The following is a 14,188-nucleotide window of genomic DNA, read 5'->3' on the forward strand; positions in this document are numbered from 1 at the left end:
GAGAGATGAGCAGAATCCTTTACCTGAACGGCGCCTGGCTGCCGGAATCCGAAGCCCGCGTCTCGGTGTTCGACCGCGGCTTCCTGATGGCGGACGGCATCTACGAGGTGACCTGCGTGCTGGACGGCAAGCTGGTCGAATATGCCGGCCATTCCGCGCGGTTGCAGCGCTCGGCGCGCGAACTGGGGCTGACCGTCCCGCTCGATGCCGAGGCGCTGCTGGCCGTCCACCGCGAGATCGTGGCGCGCAATGCGCTGGATCAGGGCATGATCTATCTGCAACTGACCCGCGGCGCCGCCGACCGCGACTTCGCCTATCCCCCGGCCGGCACGCCGCCGACGCTGCTGCTGTTCACCCAGGCCAAGAACGTGCTGGAAAACAAGGCGGCCGAGCGAGGCATCTCGGTCGCGCTGCTGCCGGATCTGCGCTGGGGACGGCGCGACATCAAGACGATCCAGCTGCTCTATCCCTCGATGGCCAAGATGGAGGCCATGGCCCGCGGGGCCGACGAAGCCTGGCTGGTCGAGGACGGCCTTGTCACCGAAGCCTGCGCCGCCACGGCCCATATCGTGACGGCCGAGGGCGTTCTGGTCACGCGCGACCTGTCCCATGCCTTGCTGCCGGGCGTCACCCGCGCCTCGGTGCTGGAACTGGCGGGCACGCACGGAGTCCGCGTCGAGGAGCGCGCCTTCACCTCCGACGAGGCAAGGTCCGCCCGCGAGGCCTTCATCACCTCGGCCACGAATTTCGTGGTGCCGGTGACACGCATCGACGGACAGGCCGTCGGCGACGGCGCCCCCGGCGCGCTGACGCGGCGCATCCGCGACATCTACATCGAAACCCGCCGCGCGGCGGCAATCTAGGGAAACAGCCATGGCACAGCGAATCGGACGCGACAGCGGCGGGGTGTTCATCATCGCCGCCACCCCCTTCACCGACAGGGGAGAGATCGACCACGACAGCCTGCGCCGGCTGGTCGATTTCTATGCCGGCCACGGCGTCACCGGCCTGACCATCCTGGGCATGATGGGCGAGGCCAACAAGATGACCCCGGAGGAGCGCCGCGCCGTCGTCGACACGGTGATCGACCGGGCCGCAGGCCTGCCGGTGATCGTCGGCGTCTCGGACGCCGGGATGCGCAACCTGACCGATCTGGCGGGTCACGCCATGGATCGGGGTGCCGCCGGCGTCATGGTCGCGCCCGCCGCCGGCCCCGCGCGAGAGGACCGGATCGAGGGTTATTTCCATGCCGTGGCGCAGGCGCTCGGCCCGGATGTGCCGATGGTGTTTCAGGATTTCCCGCTGGCGACCGGCCTGCCCGTCTCGGCTGCGCTGATCCGGCGGCTGTCCTCGGAACTGCCGCAGATGATGATGCTGAAGCACGAGGACTGGCCGGGGCTGAGCAAGATCACCGCGCTCCGCGCAGATGAGGAAACGCCCGGTACGCCGCGCCTGTCGATCCTGGTCGGCAATGGCGGGCTTTACCTGCCGCAAGAATTGCAGCGCGGCGCCGACGGCGCCATGACCGGCTTTGCCTATCCCGAGGCGCTGGTGCAGACCGTCGCCCTGCACCGCGCCGGGCAGGTGGACGCGGCCGAAGATTTCTTCGACCGCTACCTGCCGATCCTGCGCCACGAGCAGCAACCCGGCTTTGGCCTGGCGGTGCGCAAACATGTGCTGATGCGGCGGGGCGCCATCGCCTCGGCCGCCACGCGCGCACCGGGGCCCAGGCTGAGTGCCACCGATATCGCCGAGGTCGAGCGGCTGATGGCCCGGCTGGAAACCCGGCTGGCCGCCTGATCCCTACAGGCCCCGTCCCTGCGTCGGGGCCTGTCCACCGCCACAGACATCCACGAATGCGCGCACCGCCGCGATACGCGCGCCGGAACGGTTCCACAGCACGCCGGTCTGGCGCGAGCCCGCACCCGCGAGCGGCAGCTTTTCCAGCCGCAGCCCCTCGGGCCATGGCGGCGCCCAATCGGGCACGATGGCGATGCCCAACCCCCGGCTGACCAGCGCGGCGATGGCGTCCAATGCGTCCAGCTCCAGCCATTCGCGCACCTTCAGCCCCTGTTGGCGCAGGAAACGGTCCACGATCTGGCCGCCCCATTGGTTGCGATCATAGCGGATGAAGGGGTGACGCCGGATCACGTCGAACGGATCGTCCAGCGCCATGCCGGCACGCGCTATGAGCACCAGAGGCTCTTCGCGCAGGGTCAGCCACCCCGTGGCCTTGGGCACCGGAAATTGCGGCCGCACGATCACCGCGGCATCCAGGTCGCCGGCAACGACACCGTGATAAAGATCGACCGAGGCGCCGGGCCGGATGAACAGCTCGATCCGCGGATGGCGCGCGCCCAGCGTCTCGATGATCGCGGGCAGCAGGCCGGTCAGCGCGGTCGCCGTGGCGCCCAGGCGCAACTGTCCCTCGGGCTGGTCGTTGGCGGCGATGGCGCGCAGGTCGCGCGCGCCCTCGATCAGTGCCCCGGCATGGCGCAGCACCGCCAGGCCCGAGGCGGTCGGCCGCACCGTGCGCCCCACCCGGCTGACCAGCGAATGGCCCAGATCCTGCTCCAGCGCACGCAGCCGCTGGGCCAGCGCGGCGGGCGTCAGGTTCAGCCGCCGCGCCGCCTCGGCGATCGAGCCGCATTCGGCCACGGTCACGAAGCTTTCCAGAAAACGAATATCCATAAGATGGTTTTTCTATCTTCTGAAGCAAGAATAAGCCAGATTTTCTTGCGCTCCGACTGGCGTAAGATGCGCCCAGGGAAACGCCGCCCGCCCCCAACGCAACCCGCCCCTTCCGACACCTTCACGGACCAGAGCGATGAACATCCAGAACAAGTTCGCCAGATTGGCCACCGACAACGCACCCGGCCAAGAGGTCCGCCAGAACGCCGCCGGCATCCAGGCGCTGCTGCGCGGCGACGTCCTGCCGGGCCGCCCGGTGGATTTCTCGCATGGCGATGTCGATGCCCATGAACCCACGCCCGGCGCTTTCGAGGTCTTTGCGCAAGGCGTCGCCAGGGGCGGCCGCCAAGCCTATACCGAATACCGCGGCGATCTTGAGATCCGCGAGACGGTCGCCGCCCGTCTGGCCGGTTTCACCGGCGCCCCCATCGACGCCCGCGACGGCATGATCGTGACCCCCGGCACGCAGGGCGCGCTGTTCCTGGCGGTGGCCGCGACCGTGGCGCGCGGCGACAAGGTGGCCATCGTCCAGCCCGATTACTTCGCCAACCGCAAGCTGGTCGAGTTCTTCGAAGGCGAGATGATCCCGGTGCGTCTAGACTACGAGACTGTGGACTACGAGACGGCGGGCGAGGATCGCGCCGGGCTGGACCTCGACCAGCTCGAAGCCGCCTTTCGCGGCGGGGCCAGGGTCTTTCTGTTCTCGAACCCCAACAATCCCGCCGGCGTGGTCTATTCCCCGGCCGAGATCGCCCGGATCGCGGCGCTGGCCGGGCAGTATGGCGCGACGGTCATCGTCGACCAGCTTTATTCGCGGCTGCGCTATTCCGGCGTGACCTATACCCATCTGCGGGCGCAGGACGTGGACCCGCAGAACATCATCACGATCATGGGACCGTCCAAGACGGAATCGCTCAGCGGCTATCGGCTGGGCGTGGCCTTCGGTTCGCCCGCGATCATCGCGCGGATGGAAAAGCTGCAAGCCATCGTCAGCCTGCGAGCCGCGGGCTATTGCCAGGCCGTGCTGCGGACCTGGTTCGCCGAGCCCGAGGGCTGGATGGACGAGCGCATCCGGCGCCACCAGGCGATCCGCGACGACCTGCTTGCGGTGCTGCGCGGCATCGACGACGGCTTCGCCCGCGCGCCGCAGGCCGGAAGCTACCTGTTCCCGCGCCTGCCCGCGCTTGCGGTTTCCCATGCGGATTTCGTCAGGATCCTGCGGCTTCAGGCCGGCACCGTCGTCACCCCGGGCACCGAGTTCAGCCCGCATCACGGCGATTGCGTGCGGCTGAACTTCTCGCAGGACCATCGCGCCGCCGTGGCGGCGGTCGAGCGCATGGCGGCACTGGTCGAACGGTATCGCGCATGAGCGCGCATCCCCAGCCGGTGCCGCAGGGCGATTACGTCCCGGCCCGCCGCCACGGCACGCTGATCTTCACCTCGGGCATGACCCCGCGCCGCGATGGCGTGCTGCTGCATCACGGTCCGGTCCGGGCCGACGCGCCCGTCGATGATTATCGCGATGCGGTGCGACTGGCCTGCGGCAATGCGCTGGCGGCGGCGCACGGGATGCTGGCTCCGGGCGAAAGCCTTGCCGCGATCCTGAGCCTGACGGTCTATGTCGCCGCCGAGCCGGGATTTGCCGCCCATTCCCGCATCGCCGACCTCGCCTCGGCCTATCTGCGCGAGGAATTGGGCGATGCCGGCATCGGCAGCCGCGCCGCCGTGGGCGTGGCGTCCCTGCCGGGGAACGCGCCCGTCGAGATCCAGCTTGTCGCGGCCACCTGACCGCACCCCACCCAAAGGACCACCGATGCAGATCGCAGCCAAGCCCAACGCCTCACGCCTCTCTTCGCGGTTGATGGCGGTGCAACCGTCGCCGACCATCGCCATGACCCGCCTTGCCGCCGAGATGCGCCGGGCGGGGAAGGAGATCATCGGCCTGTCGCAAGGCGAGCCGGATTTCGACACGCCCGAGCATATCCAGCGCGCCGCAAACGATGCCATCGCGGCCGGCAAGACCCGCTATACCGACGTGGACGGCACGCCCGAACTGAAGGCGGCCATCATCCGCAAGTTCAGGCGCGAGAACGGGCTGGACTACGAGCCCGCGCAGATCAGCGTCGGCACCGGCGGCAAGCAGGTGATCTACAACGCGCTGCTGGCCACCCTGGACGAGGGCGACGAGGTGATCGTCCCCGCACCCTATTGGGTCAGCTACCCCGACATGGTGCGGCTGGCAGGCGGCACGCCGGTCATCGCCCCCTGCCCCGAGGAAGACGGCTTCCTGCTGACCCCGCGCACGCTGCGCGCCGCCATCACGCCGCGCACGAAATGGCTGATCCTGAACTCGCCCTCGAACCCGACCGGCGCGGGCTATTCGGCCGAGGCATTGGCCGCGCTGGCCGAGGTGCTGCTGGCGCACCCGCACATCCTGGTGCTGACCGACGACATGTATGAACACATCCGCTATGACGGCTGGCAATTCGCCACCATCGCCGCGGTCGAGCCGCGGCTGGCAGAGCGGGTGCTGACCGTGAACGGCGTGTCAAAGGCGTTTTCGATGACCGGCTGGCGCATCGGCTATGCCGGAGGGCCCGCGGACATCGTCAAGGCGATGGCCACGCTGCAATCGCAGTCGACCTCGAACCCCAGTTCGGTCAGCCAGGCGGCGGCGCTTGCCGCATTGGACGGGCCGATGGATTTCCTGGCCGCTCGGAACCGGACCTTCCGCGAGCGCCGCGACCTGTGCCTTGCCGCCTTCGACGCCATCGAAGGGCTGTCCTGCCGCAAGCCCGAGGGCGCGTTCTACCTGTTCCCGTCCTGCGCGGGCATGATCGGACGGTGCCGTCCCGACGGGCGGGTGATCGAGAGCGACGGCGATTTCGTCATGTGGCTGCTGGAAGAGGCCGGCGTCGCCGCCGTCCCCGGCAGCGCCTTCGGGCTTGCGCCCTATTTCCGCATCTCCTTCGCGACCGCGACCGAGCAGTTGGAAAGGGCCTGCGCCCGCATCGAGGCAGCCTGCAAGAAGCTGTCCTGAACCGCCCGAGGGGCGAGCCCACAACAGGAACGGAGACGATGATGGATCTTGGAATAAGAGGAAAGACAGCGCTGGTTCTGGGCGCAGGCGGCGGGCTGGGCCGGGCGATCGCCCGCGCGCTTGCCGCCGAGGGCGCACGGGTGGCGCTTGGCGACATCGACAGCGCGGCGGTCGAGGAAACCGCCCGCATCCTGCGGCAAGAGGGCGGCAAGGCGCTGCCCCTGACCTGGGATCTGGGCGATCTGGCGCAGATCGGCCCGAACGTCGACCGGATCGAGGCGGAACTCGGCCCCGTCGACATCCTGGTCAACAATACCGGCGGCCCCAGGCCCAGCACCGTCTCGGGCCAGGACGCGGCGCTGTGGCAGCAAAGCTTCCAGTCCATGGTCCTGTCGGTGATCGCGCTGACCGACCGCGTGCTGCCGGGCATGCGCGAACGCAAATGGGGCCGGATCATCACCTCGACCTCCTCGGGCGTGGTGGCGCCGATCCCGAACCTGGGCCTGTCCAACGCCCTGCGCCTGTCGCTGGTCGGCTGGTCCAAGACGCTGGCTCGCGAAGTCGGGCGCGACGGCATCACCTGCAACATCATCCTGCCGGGGCGCATCGCCACGCCGCGCATCACCTTCCTGGACGAGCAGAAGGCCGCGCGCGAGGGCCGCAGCACCGCCGAGGTCGCGGCCGAAAGCGTCGCCGCGATCCCGGTCGGCCGCTATGGCCAGCCCGAGGAATACGGCGACACGGTGGCCTATCTCGCCAGCACCCGCGCCTCCTACATCACCGGCAGCACCATCCGCGTGGATGGCGGCCTGATCGCCAGCATCTGAAACAGGACGGACCCATGACCACGGAAAACGAAACCGCGCTGATCGAAGCCTTGTCCAAGGTCACGACCGCGACCCTGACGACGGTGCTGCTGAAAAAGGGCCTGCGCAATGTCTGGCTGCGCGGCGCGGCGCCGCTGAACCCCGGCCAGCCCCGCCTTGTCGGCCGCGCCTTCACCCTGCGCTTCGTTCCCGCGCGCGAGGATCTGGCGACGCCGGAAAGCTGGTCCTCGCCCATCTCGACGCGCGCCGCCATCGAGGCCATGCCCGAGGGTTGCATCTGCGTCACCGACGCGATGGGGGTCAGCGATGCCGGGATCTTCGGCGACATCCTTTGCGCGCGGATGAAAAAGCGGGGCGTGGCGGCGCTGGTCACCGACGGGGTGGTGCGCGACGTGGCCGGCGTGCGCGCGACGGGACTGCCGGTCTGGTGCAGCGGCGTGGCCGCGCCGCCCTCGGTCGCGGGGCTGACCTTCGTGAACTGGCAGGAGCCCGTCGCCTGCGGCGGCGTCGCGGTCTATCCCGGCGACATGATTGTCGTCGACGACGACGGCGCCGTGCTGATCCCCGCCGCGCTGGTCGAAGAGGTCGCCGCGCAGGCCACCGAACAGGAACGGCTGGAGGGCTGGATCATGGATCAGGTGGACCAGGGCGTGCCCCTGCCCGGCCTTTATCCGCCCAATGCCGAGAACAAGGCGAAATACGCAGCCTTCAAGGCCGGCCAGCCGTAACCGACCGGGATGCGCGAGCTGGTCCCGGTCATCGCCGTCCTGACCCTGATGGCGACGGCCGCGATCCTGCCGGCGCTGCTGCACCGCTGGCGGCGCCGGCACTGGCGGCGGGTCGTCGCCCGCATCGACGCGGCCTATTACGCCGCCCCGGAAAGGACCGCCTTGCCCCTGATCGACGTGTCGTTCCGCGACCACGGCGAAACGCGCCTGGTCAAGGGGCTGCTGCGGCACGGCACCGATGTCGAGGATCTTGTCCCGGGAGGTCCCATCCGGATTCTGGTATCGCCCGTTGACAGCCGTCGCTGCGTCATCGACGAGTAGGACGCTCAGCCCCGCAGGAGTTCCAGGTGCACCACCATCTTGCCGCCACGCCCGAAACGGTGCTCTGGGGCCATATCGACCCGGCGGCAGCGCCGGTCCTGCACATCGCCAGCGGCGACAGCGTCACCATCGAGACGCTGTCCGGCGGGCCGCGCAACCTGCCCGCGCCAGAGACAGGCTGCCACGCCCTGGCCGCGCATCGCGACGTCATCGCCCGGTGCCGACCCCACCTTGGGCCGCACATGCTGACCGGCCCGATCTTCATCAGGGATGCCGCACCGGGAGACCGGCTGCTGGTCGAGATCGAGACAATCGAGCTTGCGCAGGATTTCGGCTGGAACGCCATAGAGCCGGGCGCCGGCATCCTGCCGGACCTGGCGGACGAATACGAATCCCTGACCGTCCCGCTGGACCGCAGCAGACGGCAGGCGCGGCTGCCCTGGGGGCCGGTGGTCGACCTGGCGCCGTTCTTCGGCATTCTCGCGGTTGCGCCCGATGCCTCGGGCGGCTGCGTGACCTCGGTCGTGCCCGGCCCCTTTGGCGGCAACATGGACAATCGCTATTGCCGTGCGGGCGCGCGGATAGCCCTGCCCGTCTTTTGCGAAGGGGCGCTGTTTCTTGCCGGCGACGGGCATGCGCTGCAAGGAGACGGCGAAATCTGCGATACGGCACTGGAGACCGCGCTCAATGGCCGGCTCCGCTTTCACCTGGAAAAAGGCACCGCCCCCGAGGCGCCCGAAATCCTCTGCGACAATCGGATCATCACCATGGATTTCGACGAGGACCTGGACAAGGCGGCCACGACCGCGGCGCGCCGGATGGTCCACTGGCTGACGCGCAACACGCCGCTTTCGGCCGGGGAAGCCTATCGCCATTGCAGCCTGCTGGCCGATCTGCGCGTGACCCAGATGGTCAACCGTCGCAAGGGCGCGCATTGTGTCCTGGACCTCGGCAGCCTATCCCCTGCCGCATAGCAAGACCTTGCGCGGCGAAATCAGGGACCAGCCCCAGCGGGCATCCCCATCGCTGTTCCGCCGCGAAACCGGGTGACGGAGCGTCCGGGTGCGGGGCCCTGCGAGAGCGCCCAACCCATCACGACAAGGGCCTGGGCACCCCATATTCGCCGCTGACCTGGGCCAGTTGCTCATGCAATTCGGCGATCAGCCCGGCACGAGGCCCTTTCGGGCGTTGCAGCAGCCCGATCTGGCGAAAGACCGGCGGATCTCCGAAAGGCAACATGACCAGGTCCACCCCGCGCTCGATCGCGGCGATCCGCGGCACGATCGACACCCCCAGCCCGTTTTCGACACAGGCGGTCACCGCCGAAATCGTGTCCATCTCGGCGATGTCGTTCAGCGGCAGGTTCATCCGGCCCAGCTCGGTTTCGATCAGCCGCGCCAAGGGCACGTTGCTGCGGAACCGCACGAAGGGAAACGCCGACAACGCCTGCCGGACATCCACGACCGGGGTTCCCGGGGGCGCGATCAGAAACAGCGGCTCGCGGATAAAGGGCGACCAGTCGAGATCGCGCGACGACAGGCTGTTCTCGGCGATGATCGCGGCGTCCAGCCTGCCGGCATAGACATCCTGGACCAGATTTTCCGAGTTCCCGACCAGAAGCCGGATCTTCAGCCCCGGATGATTCGCCACGACGCGCGATACCGCTTGCGGCAGCAGCCCTATCGCGCTGGTGCGGACCGAGCCGATGACAAACTTTCCCACGATCCGGCGGCCTGAAATCGCGTCGATGGCGTTTTCTGCCGCCCTGACGAGCTCTGCCGCCGCCTCGACCATCTGCTGCCCCGCCGCGGTCAGCGTCGGCGGGCGGTTCTCGCGGTTGAAAAGCGAAACTCCGACTTCGTTTTCAAGGGCCTGGATCTGCTGGCTGACCGCCGAGGGCGTCAGCGCAACGCGGTTCGCGGCACGGGCGAAGCTGCCGGTTTCCACAATGGCGAGAAGCGTCTTTAGCTGGCGCGAGCGGGTTATGTTCCGGTCTACGTTCCGCCCTATGTCAGCGGCGATGGTCTGATCGAGGTCGTGCGCATGGCCGATCCGGTCGGCATTCTGGCACGCATGGGGCGCATCGATGAAACCGTGTTCGCTTCCGCAAGAAGCGCAAAGAGGCCTTCCAGGAGGAAGAGGCTTGAAATCGCAACGACCGGAGGCGCCTCCGGCCGTTCTGCATTCCGGCGGCTTGGGCAGGGCCCCTGAGAGCAGCGCGCTCGATTCCGAGAGTGCAACCTGGCGCTGCATCTGCTAGACTTCCCCATGAGGACGGTTCGGCCCGGCATGTTCGCGGGCGGGGGCCGGGTTCTCCGGCTGACGCCTCGCCCGGTTCCGGGCCCTCCAGGAAGGGAGGATGCAGCCATGCACCGAGAAACGATTGGAAACCCGCTGAGCTGGAGCGCGCAGAAGCTCGCTGGCATCGGCCGCAGCGCCGGGGCGGCGGTGGACGGGATCGGCAGTCACGAGATGACCCTGCCCGAGGTCAACCGGATCGGCCTGGGCGATATTCGCGCGGCGCTTCGCAAGGGCGTCAAGGATTTCGCCGCGCTGCGCACCGACGTGATCACGGCGGTGGCGCTTTATCCGGTGATCGGCTTCGTCCTCGCCGCCTGGGCGTTCAACGCCGGGCAGGTGCATCTGCTTTTCCCGCTGGCCGCGGGCTTTCCCCTGATCGGGCCGGTCGCGGCGATCGGCCTCTACGAGATGAGCCGGCGCCGCGAACGGGGCGAAGAGACGGATTGGAGCGCCGTGCTGGCCACCCTGACCGGCCGGGTGCTGGGACCGGTGCTGATGCTGGGCTGCCTGCTCGCGGTGATCTTCGCCTTCTGGCTCCTGGCCGCGCATGCGATCTGGGTCGTCACCCTGGGGCCCGGGCCCTATGACAGCCTGTCCGTCCTTCTGCGCGATGCCCTTACCACCAGCGCGGGCTGGACGATGGTCCTCGCCGGGTTCGGCGTCGGCTTCGTCTTCGCGGCCGTGGTGCTCTGCGTCAGCCTGGTGTCGTTCCCGATGCTGATCGACCGCCCGGTGGGCGTGCCGGTGGCGCTGGCGACCTCGCTTGCCGTCGCGCGCCGCAACCCGGGCACGACGGCGCTGTGGGGGGTGATCGTCACCGTCTCGCTGGTGCTGGGGATGATCCCGCTCTTCGCCGGGCTGATCGTCGTGCTGCCCATCCTCGGCCACGCGACATGGCACCTTTACCGGCGGGCGGTGGCCTAGGGTCGTCCATACCGCTCTCTGCGATCACATGACCTGTGCCTGACAGGCGTGCCCATCCCGGATGGATGGTGCAAGGTTTTCTTCCCGATGGGCCGTCGGCATGTCCGCCGGCCCATGCGGCGAAAGATGGCAGGCAATGCGCAACTCTGTCAAAACCGTTCACACCCAAGCCGAAAGCGGCAACAGGTGGTTGATTTTTGTCGTCCGACGTCGCACTCATCGCCCCAAGAGCCAGCGTCGGAAATATCCCTATGACCGCATATCGTTCCCGCATCACCGCTCATGGCCGCGACATGGCGGCGGCCCATGGCGTGCGACCAGGGGAGCAGAACACGCGCCAACGCCAAGTTGCGGCTGTGCCTGAGATGCATGCGCCATTTGCCCCCTTTTCCAACGAGCACCCCATGCCTGTCCTGCCTTGATGAAACTGGCCGGAACGGGCCGTCATGTGCCCGAGGCCAGAGAGCTTCCCTCCTCGGCCGCTGCCCCAATTCAAGACACCCCGGAAGGACGCCGGATAACGCAAACCGAGAGTAGAGATTCCAGTGCTGCCAGAAGCGATAACCGACAAGTCCGATCCCGCCCTTCTTCTGGCCCATGTGCAGCAGGTCGCCGGGGACTGGCGACATGTCGGGGTGCTGCCGCGACTGCTGCAGGCCCGGGCGATGGCGCGCCTCCATCTCGCGCCGGATGCACTGGCCATACTGGACAGCGGCGGGAAAGACCTGCACTCGCAAGAGCGGCTCCTGCGGATCGACCTGCTGCTGCGGCTGAGCCGAACCCGTAGGGCTGGGGAGGAATTGAGGACTCTGCCTGCCAGGGATCTGTCCCCCCGGAGCGCCGGCGCCGGGCCCGGCTGGAGATCGAATGGACGGAACAGGCCAGGGGCGACGACGCCGCCCTGAAACTGGCCAGGCACTATCGTGAGCGCTTTCCACATCACGAGCAGCTTCTCCAGCAATATCTGGCTCTGCTGGCGCAACAGGACCCGGTGGGCTTGGAGTGGCTGGAATTTGCAGAGCCCTTGCTACAGACCCAGATCACCTTCCAAACCCGGTTGGCGATCCTAAATCAAATGCAGCAGTATAATCGCCTGGGTCCGGTTCTGGAGGAACTGCTTGCCCATATCGACGGACCGGAGCCGCGCTCCATTGCGCTGGAACGCGCCTTCCACGCGGCCTGGTTCCGGCAGGATGCGGAGATCCTGGAACGACTTATCGCGCGCTGCCTTGCCCTGCCATACCCGCTGTCGGGGCCGGTGCGGTTCGCGCGCGAACGCGAGGGGATCTTTCCCGGCCTCCGCCGTATGACCGAGACGGCTGCGCTCTGGCTGGAGGGCTGGTCGCCCCCCAAAGTGCCGCAGGCGACGGATCACACGGAAATCGCAGAGATCGCCCGGCTGGCCGGGCTGACCGGACAGCCAGAACGGGGCGTGGGCTGGCTACGCCATCTGCTCGGCCACTATCCCTTTCTCGTGCGTGCGCGCCTTGCGCTGGCCGAGCTGCTGAGCCAGGCCGGTGCGCCATCCGAAGCCCGGGCAGAACTGGACATCGTTCTGACCGAAGCGCCGCAACTGCCGCGCGGTTATGCCGTCTATTACGAACTCCTCAGTCAATGCCCGGGCACTGAAGCCGAAACGGAGAGGCTGCTGAGACGGCGCCGCAACCGGGTGAAGGCGCTGCGCCAACCGCCCGGACCGGATGGGCTGCCGCCCTATGACCAGGAAAGTTACGAATTCGAATTACGGCGTGGCGCGCTCGGAAAGGCGCTGCTGCACCGCAGCGGCCGCCCGGCCTGCCACTACCTCGCTGCCGCCTTGGGAGAGGCTTATCCAGGCTTGCGCCGCCCGGTGCTCATCCCCGGGACACGCGCCCGCAAGATCGGCCTGATGGCCTAGGAAGGCATCGCCGACGAGGTGCGAATGGCCCAAGTCTACGGTCTGCTGGAGGATCGGGCCGGTGAGATCGTGATCTCTTGCGAGCCGCGGCTGGAGACGCTGCTGGCCCGCAGCTTTCCCTTTGTTCGTTTCCATCCGCTGCGCCGGCGCTGGACATTGCTCTGGCAGGAGCGGCCGATCATGCACGAGGAGATCGCCGAGCGGATCCTGTCGGGCTATCTCGACGCGGACTATCTGGTCAAACTGCGCGATTGCGATCACGTCTTTTTCCCCGAGGAGATCATGGGACAGATGGAGCTGTTCCAACCCGGTCTCTGGCAAAGCCACCTTGGCCGAATCCGGGCCGGTTATCTGCGCCCCGAACCGACCCGGCATGCCCATTGGGCCGCACAGTTCCGTGGATCTGGCGAGCGGCCGGTCGTTGGACTGCTTTGGCGCAGCGCGGTGCAATCGCATTCCCGCAACCCGAATTACCTCTCGCTGGAGGAGATGCTGCCGCTGATCCGAGAGCTGCCCTGCACTTGGGTTTCGCTGCAGCCGCAATTGAGCCCGGAAGAACGCCGGCTCTGCGAAGATCATGGCATCCTGATCCCGGCCGAACTCGACCTGTTCGATGACATGGAGGGGATCGCGGCCTGCTGCGCGGCGCTGGATCTGGTGGTGGGCATCAGTTCGCTGCCCTTCGAGCTGGCCGCGGCGGTGGGATGCCCGGTCTGGATGCTGGCCCTGACCCCCGCCGCGCAATACAAGCGGCAGGGCACGGCCGGCATGGATCAGCTGACGGTGAATGGCCGGGTCTTTGCACCGCGCGACCTGACGCTGTTTGCCGACCGCAACGCGATGCTGGGGGATCTCTTGGAACAGATCGTCGGAGCCTTGAAGGCGTTTCGTTCCGAGCGCCGCCGGTAGGACCGAACTCCACCCGTTACGGGAATTGGGGTCGGGCTGGGCGATCTTCGGCCTAGGGCTCAGCCGGTGGAAGGCAGGCCAAGTTTCTCCTGCACACGTAGGATCAAGCCTATCATCACCAGTTGGAAAAACAGGCTCCCGAAACCGGTGTTCCGTCACCGCAAGGGGCAAGGGCCGTATCCATCCTTGCCCCTTTCCCGGGCGTGTCGCGCGCACCGCTCCCGCCGCCGAAATCGTCGGCGAGGCGGATATTTCCCGGCTCTATCCCGACGGTTTTCCCGGCTGGGAACTGGAGCATGGCGGGGTGCTGGAAACCTCGCTGATGCTGGCGCTTTACCCGACGCTGGTCGATCTGAGCCGTGCAGTCGATGTCGAGCCGGCGCAATTCCCGCCTTACGACGTCTACCCCGCCAAGCCGGAATGGACGCCCGCATCGGGCACGCTGTCCTCGCCCAAGGACGCCTCGGCCGAGAAGGGCGAGTTGCTGCTCGAGGTCTGCACCAAAGGCATCGTCGCCGCATTGCGGGCAGAGTTCGGCACCCCCTGCCCC

At 67.8% G+C, this 14,188-nt stretch carries 15 protein-coding genes; 13 read left to right on the forward strand and 2 right to left on the reverse strand.

All coding sequences use genetic code 11. The annotated features are described in order from the left end of the window. Nucleotides 1-5: 5 nt before the first annotated feature. Both BLT64_RS22625 and BLT64_RS22630 read left to right on the forward strand, forming a co-directional pair. On the forward strand, nucleotides 6-863 hold the full coding sequence (locus BLT64_RS22625) for a D-amino-acid transaminase (protein ID WP_011749674.1): 858 nt from the start codon (nucleotides 6-8) through the stop codon (nucleotides 861-863). Between the two features lie 10 nt (nucleotides 864-873). Then, on the forward strand, nucleotides 874-1,800 hold the full coding sequence (locus BLT64_RS22630) for a dihydrodipicolinate synthase family protein (RefSeq protein WP_011749673.1): 927 nt from the start codon (nucleotides 874-876) through the stop codon (nucleotides 1,798-1,800). Between the two features lie 3 nt (nucleotides 1,801-1,803). On the opposite strand, the gene BLT64_RS22635 is transcribed toward BLT64_RS22630, so the two are convergent. Then, nucleotides 1,804-2,691 carry a LysR family transcriptional regulator gene (locus BLT64_RS22635; protein WP_011749672.1) on the reverse strand — a complete coding sequence of 296 codons (888 nt, stop codon included), beginning with the start codon at nucleotides 2,689-2,691 and terminating at the stop codon, nucleotides 1,804-1,806. Between the two features lie 136 nt (nucleotides 2,692-2,827). Between BLT64_RS22635 and BLT64_RS22640 the strand changes: the two genes are divergently transcribed. From BLT64_RS22640 to BLT64_RS22670, 7 genes are read left to right on the forward strand one after another with little or no spacing between them, the layout of a single operon-like run. Further along, nucleotides 2,828-4,060 (forward strand): pyridoxal phosphate-dependent aminotransferase, encoded by a 1,233-nt coding sequence (locus BLT64_RS22640; protein ID WP_011749671.1) that lies wholly within the window; start codon nucleotides 2,828-2,830, stop codon nucleotides 4,058-4,060. Next, complete coding sequence (locus tag BLT64_RS22645) at nucleotides 4,057-4,479, forward strand: RidA family protein (RefSeq protein ID WP_011749670.1); 423 nt, start codon at nucleotides 4,057-4,059, stop codon at nucleotides 4,477-4,479. The genes BLT64_RS22640 and BLT64_RS22645 overlap by 4 nt, the downstream gene beginning before the upstream one ends. A 25-nt stretch (nucleotides 4,480-4,504) precedes the next feature. Next, the gene (locus BLT64_RS22650; RefSeq protein ID WP_011749669.1) at nucleotides 4,505-5,731 is read left to right on the forward strand and encodes a pyridoxal phosphate-dependent aminotransferase; all 1,227 of its coding nucleotides are present in this window, start codon (nucleotides 4,505-4,507) and stop codon (nucleotides 5,729-5,731) included. Between the two features lie 41 nt (nucleotides 5,732-5,772). Next, the gene (locus BLT64_RS22655; RefSeq protein WP_011749668.1) at nucleotides 5,773-6,558 is read left to right on the forward strand and encodes an SDR family oxidoreductase; all 786 of its coding nucleotides are present in this window, start codon (nucleotides 5,773-5,775) and stop codon (nucleotides 6,556-6,558) included. Nucleotides 6,559-6,572: 14 nt separating this feature from the next. Further along, a complete protein-coding gene (locus tag BLT64_RS22660; RefSeq protein WP_011749667.1) occupies nucleotides 6,573-7,286 on the forward strand; it encodes a ribonuclease activity regulator RraA in 714 nt (237 codons plus the stop codon). Nucleotides 7,287-7,295: 9 nt separating this feature from the next. Further along, nucleotides 7,296-7,607: a hypothetical protein gene (locus BLT64_RS22665; protein ID WP_011749666.1), complete on the forward strand. Its 312-nt coding sequence runs from the start codon at nucleotides 7,296-7,298 to the stop codon at nucleotides 7,605-7,607. A gap of 26 nt (nucleotides 7,608-7,633) precedes the next feature. Then, nucleotides 7,634-8,581 (forward strand): acetamidase/formamidase family protein, encoded by a 948-nt coding sequence (locus BLT64_RS22670; protein ID WP_011749665.1) that lies wholly within the window; start codon nucleotides 7,634-7,636, stop codon nucleotides 8,579-8,581. Between the two features lie 118 nt (nucleotides 8,582-8,699). On the opposite strand, the gene BLT64_RS22675 is transcribed toward BLT64_RS22670, so the two are convergent. After that, nucleotides 8,700-9,629 carry a LysR family transcriptional regulator gene (locus BLT64_RS22675; RefSeq protein ID WP_350310475.1) on the reverse strand — a complete coding sequence of 310 codons (930 nt, stop codon included), beginning with the start codon at nucleotides 9,627-9,629 and terminating at the stop codon, nucleotides 8,700-8,702. A 345-nt stretch (nucleotides 9,630-9,974) separates the two neighbouring features. Between BLT64_RS22675 and BLT64_RS22680 the strand changes: the two genes are divergently transcribed. The 4 genes from BLT64_RS22680 to BLT64_RS27685 form a co-directional block, all read left to right on the forward strand. Beyond that, nucleotides 9,975-10,832: a DUF2189 domain-containing protein gene (locus BLT64_RS22680; RefSeq protein WP_011749663.1), complete on the forward strand. Its 858-nt coding sequence runs from the start codon at nucleotides 9,975-9,977 to the stop codon at nucleotides 10,830-10,832. Between the two features lie 997 nt (nucleotides 10,833-11,829). Further along, nucleotides 11,830-12,729: a tetratricopeptide repeat protein gene (locus tag BLT64_RS22690; RefSeq protein WP_011749661.1), complete on the forward strand. Its 900-nt coding sequence runs from the start codon at nucleotides 11,830-11,832 to the stop codon at nucleotides 12,727-12,729. A gap of 24 nt (nucleotides 12,730-12,753) precedes the next feature. Then, nucleotides 12,754-13,638: a hypothetical protein gene (locus BLT64_RS22695; RefSeq protein ID WP_011749660.1), complete on the forward strand. Its 885-nt coding sequence runs from the start codon at nucleotides 12,754-12,756 to the stop codon at nucleotides 13,636-13,638. A 25-nt stretch (nucleotides 13,639-13,663) separates the two neighbouring features. Beyond that, a partial coding sequence (locus tag BLT64_RS27685) for a creatininase family protein (RefSeq protein WP_302847739.1) occupies nucleotides 13,664-14,188 on the forward strand: 525 nt, incomplete at its 3' end.

It is taken from the genome of Paracoccus denitrificans (genome assembly GCF_900100045.1).
Taxonomy (GTDB): Bacteria; Pseudomonadota; Alphaproteobacteria; order Rhodobacterales; family Rhodobacteraceae; genus Paracoccus; species Paracoccus denitrificans.